This is a genomic window from Burkholderia sp. 3C, from assembly GCF_054589155.1.
This window is the reverse complement of sequence record NZ_BAAILN010000148.1, coordinates 93,256-103,426: the sequence shown is the minus strand read 5'-3', so window position 1 is coordinate 103,426 and position 10,171 is coordinate 93,256. Positions and strand designations below refer to the sequence as shown.

General features: G+C 67.6%; 6 protein-coding genes. 3 read left to right on the top strand and 3 right to left on the bottom strand.

Features of this window, described 5'->3' with window-relative positions:
- Positions 1 to 110 precede the first annotated feature (110 nt).
- Positions 111 to 1,574, top strand: a complete 1,464-nt coding sequence (locus tag ACYP33_RS30690) for a DEAD/DEAH box helicase (protein ID WP_414442710.1) — start codon at positions 111 to 113, stop codon at positions 1,572 to 1,574.
- 103 nt (positions 1,575 to 1,677) lie between these two features.
- Here the strand turns inward: ACYP33_RS30690 and gluQRS are convergent, their stop codons facing one another.
- Both gluQRS and ACYP33_RS30680 read right to left on the bottom strand, forming a co-directional pair.
- Entirely contained in the window at positions 1,678 to 2,571 is an 894-nt protein-coding gene (gene gluQRS, locus ACYP33_RS30685) for a tRNA glutamyl-Q(34) synthetase GluQRS (protein WP_459625007.1), read from the bottom strand.
- 31 nt (positions 2,572 to 2,602) lie between these two features.
- Positions 2,603 to 3,490 carry a sulfurtransferase gene (locus tag ACYP33_RS30680; RefSeq protein WP_459625006.1) on the bottom strand — a complete coding sequence of 296 codons (888 nt, stop codon included), beginning with the start codon at positions 3,488 to 3,490 and terminating at the stop codon, positions 2,603 to 2,605.
- Positions 3,491 to 3,770: 280 nt separating this feature from the next.
- On the opposite strand from ACYP33_RS30680, the gene dnaE reads away from it, so the two are divergent.
- The gene (gene dnaE, locus ACYP33_RS30675; protein ID WP_459625005.1) at positions 3,771 to 7,316 is read left to right on the top strand and encodes a DNA polymerase III subunit alpha; all 3,546 of its coding nucleotides are present in this window, start codon (positions 3,771 to 3,773) and stop codon (positions 7,314 to 7,316) included.
- A gap of 171 nt (positions 7,317 to 7,487) precedes the next feature.
- The gene (locus ACYP33_RS30670; protein ID WP_414451907.1) at positions 7,488 to 8,675 is read left to right on the top strand and encodes a glycosyltransferase family 9 protein; all 1,188 of its coding nucleotides are present in this window, start codon (positions 7,488 to 7,490) and stop codon (positions 8,673 to 8,675) included.
- A 64-nt stretch (positions 8,676 to 8,739) separates the two neighbouring features.
- Here ACYP33_RS30670 and ACYP33_RS30665 read toward each other — a convergent pair whose 3' ends face one another.
- A complete protein-coding gene (locus ACYP33_RS30665; protein WP_459625004.1) occupies positions 8,740 to 10,032 on the bottom strand; it encodes an O-antigen ligase family protein in 1,293 nt (430 codons plus the stop codon).
- Positions 10,033 to 10,171 lie beyond the last annotated feature (139 nt).

The following is a 10,171-nucleotide window of genomic DNA, read 5'->3' as shown; positions in this document are numbered from 1 at the left end:
GCGCGCCGCAGTAGTTCCGTCATTCATTCCATATGTCGTTCGCGCGGCAGCCCGTCACCGGCGCTGCCGCGCCAGATTCCCCGCCGCGCCATTTGAGCGAAACGCCAACCATGTCCGATTCAGCAGCCACGTCCGTCGACGCAACTTTCGATCAGTTCGGCCTCGCGCCCGACATTCTGAAGGCCATTGCGGAGCAGGGCTATACGAAGCCGACGCCGATCCAGGCGCAGGCGATTCCGGTCGTGCTGTCGGGGCGCGACGTGATGGGCGCCGCGCAAACCGGCACCGGCAAGACGGCCAGCTTCTCGCTGCCGATCATCCAGCGCCTGCTGCCGCAAGCGAACACGAGCGCCTCGCCGGCGCGCCACGCGGTGCGCGCGCTGATCCTCACGCCGACCCGCGAACTGGCCGACCAGGTGGCCGCCAACGTTCATTCGTACGCGAAGCACACGGCGCTGCGCAGCGCCGTGGTGTTCGGCGGCGTCGACATGAACCCGCAAATGGCCGAGCTGCGCCGCGGCGTCGAAATCCTGATCGCGACGCCGGGCCGCTTGCTCGACCACGTTCAGCAAAAAACGGCGAACCTGGGCCAGGTGCAGATGCTGGTGCTCGACGAGGCCGACCGGATGCTCGACATGGGCTTCCTGCCCGACCTGCAGCGCATCCTGAACCTGCTGCCGAAGGTGCGCCAGACGCTGCTGTTCTCGGCCACGTTCTCGCCCGAAATCAAGAAGCTCGCCGCGACCTACCTGACCAATCCGCTGACCATCGAAGTTGCGCGCAGCAATGCCACCGCGACCAACGTGACGCAGATCGTCTACGACATCCCCGAGGGCGACAAGCAGGCGGCCGTCGTCAAGCTGATCCGCGATCGCGCGCTCAAGCAGGTGATCGTGTTCTGCAACAGCAAGCTCGGCGCGAGCCGGCTGGCGCGTCAGCTCGAACGCGACGGCGTGATCGCCACGGCGATTCACGGCGACCGCTCGCAAAACGAACGGATGCAGGCGCTCGACGCCTTCAAGCGCGGTGAAGTCGAGGCGCTGGTGGCGACCGACGTGGCCGCGCGCGGCCTCGATATCGCCGAGCTGCCGGCCGTGATCAACTTCGACCTGCCGTTCAGCGCGGAAGATTATGTGCACCGGATCGGCCGGACCGGCCGCGCGGGCGCCTCGGGCGACGCGCTGTCGCTGTGCAGCCCGAACGAGCGCAAGCAACTGGCCGACATCGAAAAGCTGATCAAGCGCGACCTGCCGTTGCAGCCGCTGGCCATCGACGCGCCGGCGCGTCCGCGCCGCGAACACGCCGAGCGCAGCGAACGTGGGGAGCGTGGCGAACGCGATCGCAGCGAAGCGCGCGGCCCGCGCCGCTCGCCTGCGCACGGCGGCGAACGCACGCATCATTCGCGCCGCGAGGCGCCGGTCGACGAGTTTTTCCTGAAGCCTTACGTGCCGTCGTCGAGCGCGCGCGAGCAGGAAGAAGCGATCAAGCAGCCGGCCCAGCCGGAGAAGAAGTCGAAGCAGCCGCTGGCCGCGCTGCTGGGCGGCTTCGGCATGCCGCGCCGTTCGTCGTCGTAAGCGGCGGCGGACCTTGGCCTGACAGCGGGCGGATGCGAAAGCGTCCGCCCGTTTTGTTTGGGTGGCGCTGAAACGGAAGGGTGTCGTGCCTGGTGCGGCTGGGTCAGCGGGCATTCGGCCCGAAGCGCGCGGCCCAGGCTGCCGTTGCCGCCGGGAAGAACGTGTCGAGAGACGCTTGCGCCGAGGATGGCAGCGTCAGGCCCAGGTGGGTGGCCGCCGCGATCAGTGCGGTCAACGGCCTGGACGCATCGAGCGCGGTCGCGCCGGTCTGCTTGCTGAGTTTCTCGCCGTTGGTGTCGACCACCACCGGCACGTGCAGGTACGTGGGCGTTGCCACGCCAAGACATTGCTGAAGGTAGAGTTGCCGCGCGGTGGAATCCAGCAGATCCGCGCCGCGCACGACATGCGTGACCCCGGCATCGCGGTCGTCCACCACCACGGCGAGTTGGTAGGCCCATTGCCCGTCGGCGCGTTTCAGCACGAAATCGCCGACTTCGGTGGCGAGGTTCTGTGTTTGCGCGCCTTGCCAGCGATCGTCGAAACGGATCGAGGCCGCCGCGCCGTCGGGCACGCGCAGCCGCCAGGCACGCGCGGGCTTGCCGTGCAGGCCGTCGCGGCAGGTGCCCGGATAGGCGAGCGTGGTATGGCGTTCGTGGGCGGCGCGCAACGAATCGGCGATTTCCTTGCGTGTACAGCCGCACGGATAGACATGGCCGGCTTGCGTGAGCGCGTCGAGCGCCTGCGTGTAGGCGGTGTCGCGCCGGCTCTGCCAGACGGGCGGCGCATCGGCCGCGAGCCCGAACGCGGCCAGCGTGTCGAGGATCGCGTCGGCCGCGCCGGGCATCGTGCGCGGGCCGTCCACATCCTCGATTCGCACCAGCCATGTGCCGCGGTGGGCTCGGGCATCGAGCCAGCTTGCCAGCGTACCGACCAGCGAGCCGAAATGCAGCGGGCCGGTGGGCGACGGCGCGAAGCGGCCGCAATAGCGCGAGTTCAAGGCCGGCCCGGTGCGCGAAAGCCGGCAGCCGTCAGGCTGCGTTCGGCCGCGAGGCCGCGCCGGCGAGGGCGTTGCCACCGGCCGGATGGCAGGCCGGGCAGGACTGGCCCACGACGTACAGCGGCGATTGCTGTTGCTCCGCCGTGACCACGGCGCGGCACGCGAAGCAGGTGACGTTGCCGGTTGGCGCCAGTTGCGGATTCAGCGCGGTGCGGTGGTCGAACACGAAGCAGTCGCCGTGATAGTGGGCGCCGCCGACTTCCTCGAAATACTTGAGGATGCCGCCTTCGAGCTGGTAGACGTGATCGATGCCGATTTCCTTCATGTGGATCGCGGCCTTCTCGCAGCGGATGCCGCCGGTACAGAACGAGACGACCGTCTTGCCTTCGAGATCGGCGCGGTTCGCATCGATCACGGCCGGGAATTCGCTGAATTTGTCGATGCGGTAATCGAGCGCGTGGTCGAACGTGCCGACATCGACCTCGAACGCATTGCGCGTATCGAGCATCACGACCGGGCGGCCTGCGTCGTCCTGGCCGCGGTCGAGCCAGGTTCTCAGCGTTTGCGCATCGACCGACGGCGCGCGGCCAAGCTCCGGCTTGATGGCCGGCTTCTTCATCGTGATGATTTCGCGCTTCAGGCGCACCAGCATGCGGCGAAACGGCTGCGAATCGGACAGGCTTTCCTTGAACTGCAGGTCGGCGAACTTGCCCTCGAACAGCGGATCTTCGCGCAGATAGGCGATGAACGAGCCGGCGGCTTCGCGCGGGCCGGCGATGAACAGGTTGATGCCTTCGGGCGACAGCAGGATCGTGCCGCGCAGCCCGAGTGACTGGCAGCGCTCGGTGACGAGCGGCCGCCAGGCTTCGGGCGACTCGATCGTGACGAAGCGGTAGGCGGCGAGGTTGACGATGGACATGATGAACCGGTGATGAAGCGGGGCGGGCGCGGCGCACGGCTGCGCCGGAAAGGGCGCAAATGAGGGTGCGATGCCGCGCGGCGGGCCGCCGCGTGAATGAGCGAAACCCGTATTATCCCGCAAACGGGGCGGCGGACCAGTCGGCCGAACGGGGCAGGCAACGTGTCGCACCGACGTGCCCCGATGCGCGACTCCCGCCAGACCTGGCCGGATGGCCAGCGCGGCGTTTTTTCCGGCCGTCGGACGTTGCCTTCGTCACGACGCGGCTACAATAACGCCCATGTCAGATCCCCGCTTCGTCCATCTTCGCGTTCACTCCGAATTCTCGATTGCCGACGGCATCGTGCGCCTCGACGACCTCGTCAAGGCCGCGGCCGCCGACGGTCAGGGCGCGCTCGCCCTGACCGATCTCGGCAACGCGTTCGGCCTCGTCCGGTTCTACCAGGAAGCCCGTGGCAAGGGCGTCAAGCCGATCGCCGGCTGCGATGTCTGGATCACCAACCACGACGATCGCGACAAGCCCTCACGCCTGTTGCTGCTGGTGCGCGACAAGGCCGGCTACCTGAATCTCTGCGAGCTGCTGTCCAAGGCCTGGCTCACCAATCAATACCGCGGCCGCGCGGAAGTCGATGCCCAATGGCTCGAATCCGAACTCGGCCAGGGCTTGCTCGCGCTGTCGGGCGCGCAGCAGGGCGACATCGGCCTCGCGCTGGCGGCCGGCAACCTCGGAGCGGCGCGCCGCCATGCGCAGCGCTGGTCGCGCGTGTTCCCGGGCGGCTTCTATATCGAGCTGCAGCGCTACGGCCAGCCGGGCGCCGAAGCCTACGTGCAGGAAGCCGCCAAGCTCGCGGCCGAGCTGAAGCTGCCGGTGGTGGCCACGCACCCGCTGCAGTTCATGGGCGACGACGATTTCACGGCGCACGAGGCGCGCGTGTGTATCTCGGAAGGCGACATCCTCGCCAATCCGCGTCGCCAGAAGCGCTTCACCACCGATCAATGCTTCCGCACCCAGGCCGAGATGGCCGCGCTGTTCGCCGATATTCCGTCGGCCGTGCAGAACACGGTCGAGATCGCCAAGCGCTGCAACCTCAAGCTCGAACTGGGCAAGCCGAAGCTGCCGCTGTTCCCGACGCCGGACGGCATGTCGCTCGACGATTACCTCGTCCAGCTTTCGCAGGAAGGGCTCGAAAAGCGGCTGGAGCAGCTCTATCCGGACACCGCCGAGCGCGATGCGCAGCGCACCACGTATTACCAGCGCCTCGAATTCGAATGCAACACGATCAAGAAGATGGGCTTCCCCGGCTACTTCCTGATCGTGGCGGACTTCATCAACTGGGCCAAGAACAACGGCGTGCCGGTCGGCCCGGGCCGCGGCTCGGGCGCTGGTTCGCTGGTGGCCTATTCGCTCGGCATTACCGATCTCGATCCGCTGCGCTACAACCTGCTGTTCGAGCGCTTCCTGAATCCGGAGCGGGTGTCGATGCCCGACTTCGATATCGATTTTTGCCAGCACGGCCGCGATCGCGTGATCCAGTACGTGAAGGAAAAATACGGTGCGGATGCGGTCTCGCAGATCGCCACGTTCGGCACGATGGCGGCGAAAGCGGCCGTGCGCGACGTCGGCCGCGTGCTCGACCTCGGCTACATGTTCACCGACGGCATCGCGAAGCTGATCCCGTTCAAGCCGGGCAAGCACGTCACCATCGCCGACGCGATGAAGGAAGAGCCGCAACTGCAGGAGCGCTACGACAACGAGGACGAAGTCCATCAGTTGCTCGATCTCGCGCAGCGCGTCGAGGGGCTCACGCGTAACGTCGGCATGCACGCCGGCGGCGTGCTGATCGCGCCCGGCAAGCTGACCGATTTCTGCCCGCTCTATGTGCAGGGCGAGGACGGCGGCGTCGTCAGCCAGTACGACAAGGACGACGTGGAGGCCGTGGGCCTCGTCAAGTTCGACTTCTTGGGCCTGACCACGCTGACCATCCTCGATTGGGCCGAGCGCTTCATCCGCCGTCTCGATCCGTCGAAGGCCGATTGGTCGCTGGCACAGGTGCCGCTCGACGATCCGGCCTCGTTCCAGATCCTCAAGAAAGCGAATACGGTCGCCGTGTTCCAGCTGGAAAGCCGCGGCATGCAGGGCATGCTGAAGGATGCCCAGCCCGACCGCTTCGAGGACATCATCGCGCTCGTGTCGCTGTATCGTCCGGGCCCGATGGACCTGATCCCGAGCTTCTGCGCGCGCAAGCACGGCCGCGAGAAGGTGGAGTACCCGGATCCGCGCGTCGAACCCGTCCTGAAAGAGACCTACGGCATCATGGTCTATCAGGAGCAGGTGATGCAGATGGCGCAGATCATCGGCGGCTACTCGCTCGGCGGCGCCGATTTGCTGCGTCGCGCGATGGGCAAGAAGAAAGCCGAGGAGATGGCGACGCATCGCGAGATCTTCGCCGAGGGCGCGGCCAAGAACGGCCTCGCGCGCACGAAGTCGGACGAAATTTTCGACTTGATGGAGAAGTTCGCGGGCTACGGCTTCAACAAGTCGCACGCGGCCGCCTATGCGCTGCTCGCCTACTACACCGCCTGGCTGAAGGCGCATCATCCGGCCGAATTCATGGCCGCCAACTTGACGCTCGCGATGGACGACACCGACAAGGTGAAGATCCTGTTCGACGACTGTCTCGTGAACGGCCTGAAGGTGCTGCCGCCCGACATCAACCAGTCCGAATACCGTTTCGAGCCGGTGGCCGAAGCCGACGGCAAGCGCTCCAAAACGATCCGCTACGGCCTGGGGGCCGTCAAGGGCAGCGGCCAGAACGCGATCGAAGATATCCTCCGCGCACGCAAGGAAGAGGGCCCGTTCAAGGATCTGTTCGACTTCTGCGAACGGATCGACCGCCGTCTCGTCAATCGCCGCACCGTCGAGGCGTTGATTCGCGCCGGCGCGTTCGATTCGCTGACGATCAATCGTGCGCAACTGATCGCCTCGGTGCCGCTCGCGATGGAAGCGGCCGATCAGGCCGAAGCGAACGCGATGCAGGCGGGGCTGTTCGACATGGGCGCGGAATCGCCGCATGCGCATGCGCTCGTCGACGAGCCGGCCTGGGACGACAAGCGTCGCCTGCAGGAAGAGAAGGGCGCGCTCGGCTTCTATCTGTCGGGGCATCTGTTCGATGCCTACCGCGACGAAGTGCGCCGCTTCGCGCGCATGAAGCTCGGTGAACTGAAGGAAGGGCGCGACAAGCTCGTGGCCGGCGTCATCGCTTCGCTGCGCACCCAGATGACGCAGCGCGGCAAGATGATCATCGCGCTGCTCGACGACGGCTCGGGGCAATGCGAAATCACCGTGTTCAACGAGCAATTCGATGCGAATCGCGGCCTGTTCAAGGAAGACGAACTGCTGATCGTGCAGGGGCAGGCGCGTAACGATGCCTTCACGGGCGGCCTGCGCTTTACGGCCGAAGCGGTGATGGATCTCGAACGTGCGCGCAGCCGTTATGCGCAGGCGGTTCGCATGACCATGAACGGCAATGCCGATGCCGGCGCGCTGCGCCGCGTGCTCGAACCGCATGTCGCCAAGGCCGAAGCCGCGCCGGTGGCACCGCCGCCGGCACCGTCCGGGCGGGGCGGCGGGCGCGATGGCCGCGATGGCGGGCGCCGTGCTGCGCCGCCCATCCCGAACGGGCTGGCCGTGCAGATCGTCTACAACAACGCGCGTTCGCAAGGCGAGATGCGTCTCGGCGAAGCGTGGCGCGTGAAGCCCAGCGATACGCTGCTGGCCGAACTGCGCGCGACGTTCGGCGAAGGCGCCGTCGAAATCGCCTATTGAGGCTGGCCGGCCCGGCGCCGTGCCGCGCGGTTGCGGCGGGTGCCGGCGTGCATCGCGCGACGGCAATCGCTGTCTGGCCGGTTCGTTTCACGTCCGCCGCGCCTCGCGCGCGGCGTTACCGGATCGAGTGGCGTGCAAGCCTCGATCTTCCCCACTCCAATCATCGAAGCCGTGGCCGACCTGTTTCCCCCCGATCGCCCGCCCCGCAGCATCCTCGTCGTCGCCACGCGCCGGATCGGCGATGTGCTGCTGACCACGCCGATCGTGCGTTCGTTGAAGGCGCGCTGGCCCGATACGCCCATCGACATGCTGGTGTTTCGCGGCACCGAGGGCGTGCTCGAAGGCAATCCCGATATCCGTGACGTGATCGTCGTCGCCCAGCGCGCGAAGCTTGGCGAGCGGCTGCGCGATGCGTCGCGGCTCTGGCGTCGCTACGATCTCGCCGTCGCGGCGCTCAGCTCGGATCGGCCGCGTTACTACACGTGGTTCGCCGGCCGCCGCCGCGTCGGGCTCGTCGATCCGAATCGCGTCAATCTCTGGACGCGTTTCCTGCTGAACCGGATCGCGATCAACGATCACCAGCATGAACACACCGTTGTCAGCACGCTGGCACTGGCGCCGCAGATCGGCGTCGCGCCGGTACCGGACGTGGTTGCGCCGGGCCTTGGCGGCGATCCGGCGCAGCGTGCGAAGTTCGAAGCGCTGCTGGCCAGCTCGCCGGCCGTGGCGGCCGGGCGGCCGCTCGTCGTGCTGCATCCGTTTCCGATGTTCGCTTACAAGCAATGGCGGCGCGACGGCTGGGTGGAATTGATCGACTGGCTGCGCGGCCTGGGCTATGCGGTCGCGTTGAGTGGCGGGCCGGCGCAGAACGAGCGCGATTACGCCGAGCAGGTGGCGCGCGGGGCGGGCGGTGACGTGTTGAATCTGGTCGGGCGTTTGTCGTTCGGCGAGAGCGCCGAGCTGGTGCGGCGCGCCAAGCTGTTCGTCGGCCCCGATACGGGGGCGACGCACGTGGCGGCGGCCACCGGCACACCCGTGGTGGCGTTGTTCGGGCCGTCCGATCCGGTGCGCTGGGGGCCTTGGCCACAAGGCTGGCGCGGCGCGGGCAATCCGTGGCCGCTGGTCGGCTCGGGGCGGCACGAGAACGTGCTGTTGCTGCAAGGTGAAGGGACCTGCGTGCCGTGCCGGCAGGAAGGTTGCGAACGCAACGTCGCGAGCTACAGCGATTGTCTGATGCAGATGTCGACGGCGCATGTCGCGCAGGCGGCGGCGCAGATGCTGGGCCTGCCGGCCGAGGCGGCGCGCACCGCGCCGTCGGCGATCGTCAATCCGATCAAGCTGGTGCGGCCGGCCGCGTAAGGCGGTCTGCCCGATGGCGCGTGTCCGGCGGCAATATACGCCGCCGCGCCGCTTATTCCAGCACTCAGCCGCGTGCGGCCGTGCCGCTGGCCGCCTTCGGCGCGCCGGGCCGGTAGCCGCAGCCGATCAGAATCCCCGCCAGCAGCACGAACATGTGGCCTTCGGCGAAATCGAGCAGCAGCGAATTCGCCGCGCTGCCGATCGCAAAGATCGTCAGCCAGGCCAGCAACAGATGGCGTGAGCGCGCATCGAGCGCGCGGCTGCCGCGCCAGACCTGCACCAGCAGATTGATGAACAGCGCCACGCCGAGCGTGCCGAGCTGCACGGCCATCAGCAGATATTCGTTGTGCGGATTTTCGGTCAACTGGCCATCGGCCAGCGTCTTGCCGGCCGACAGCTTCGCGAATTCAAAACCGAGGCCGCCCGCGCCGTAGCCCACCAGCGGCCGTTCCTCATACAGCCCGATCGCTCGCTGGTACCAGGCCAGACGCAGGCCGGTGGAGGTGATCGCGTCGGTCTGCCGGTAGGCTTGCACCTCGGTCACGACCTTCATCAGGCGGCCGCCGTGCATCGTGCAGGCCACGCCGACCAGCGCGGCGGCCACGATGACGATCAGTGCGGCCGTCAGCGCCGCGAGGCGAGGCGAGCGATGGCGCAGCACGTTCAGCGTGCGCAACGCGATCACGGCGATCAGCAGCAGCGCGATGACCTGGCCGGTACGGCCTTGCAGCATCACGAACACGTTGACGAGCGAGAGCGCCGCGATCGCGCCGAACAGCCAGCGCGCGCGCGCGGTGCGGGCAGCCAGCATCATGTCGGCCGCCACGTAGAACAGCAGCGCGCCGAACATGCCGGCGGCGATGTGATTCTTGAACACCCAGGCGCGCGACAGCGGCAGCTCGATCTTGTGCGCCGGGCCGATCGCGGTCAGGCCGAGCCAGTTCGTGGTGGACAGCACGAGGATCGCCACCAGCGTTGAAAACAGGCTCCAGCGCACGATCGCCGGCCAGTTCGGCGTGGCGTTGCGGAACGCGAGCACGGCGAACGGCAGGGCGAGGATCTTGTCGTACTTGCCGACCCATTGCCAGGCGTCGTGTGCCGGCGCGACCGACCACGCGACGCTCAGCGCCAGCGCGGCCAGCATCAGCACGCCGGCCAGCGCCGCCGGTTGACGCCACAGCGCGGGCAGGCCACGCCAGAATTCGGGCGCGCTCAACAGCGCGACGGCGAACAGCGCGCAGAACACGTTGGTCAGGGCGGTGGATACCGGCACCATGCACAGCGCGATGACGGCGAGGATGCGGGCGGCCGTCAGGCGCCGGGTGGCAGCGGGTGCGACAGAGGCAAACGAGGACATCAGCAGCGGGATCAGCAGGGGTTGGCGGGCGGCCGGGGCAGCGACACGCTACGGCGTCGGGTCGGGTGCCCTTGCGACGAAGTGCGGAGTATACGCGAGCGCCGTTGCCGCCCGGCAAATCCAAGGCCCGGATGTTGTT

What these genes read in the sequence shown, in the direction of transcription:
- ACYP33_RS30690 (WP_414442710.1), top strand. Translation starts at nt 111, where the DNA reads ATGTCCGATTCAGCAGCCACGTCCGTCGACGCAACTTTCGATCAGTTC.
- ACYP33_RS30680 (WP_459625006.1), bottom strand. Translation starts at nt 3,490, where the DNA reads ATGTCCATCGTCAACCTCGCCGCCTACCGCTTCGTCACGATCGAGTCG.
- dnaE (WP_459625005.1), top strand. Translation starts at nt 3,771, where the DNA reads ATGTCAGATCCCCGCTTCGTCCATCTTCGCGTTCACTCCGAATTCTCG.
- ACYP33_RS30665 (WP_459625004.1), bottom strand. Translation starts at nt 10,032, where the DNA reads ATGTCCTCGTTTGCCTCTGTCGCACCCGCTGCCACCCGGCGCCTGACG.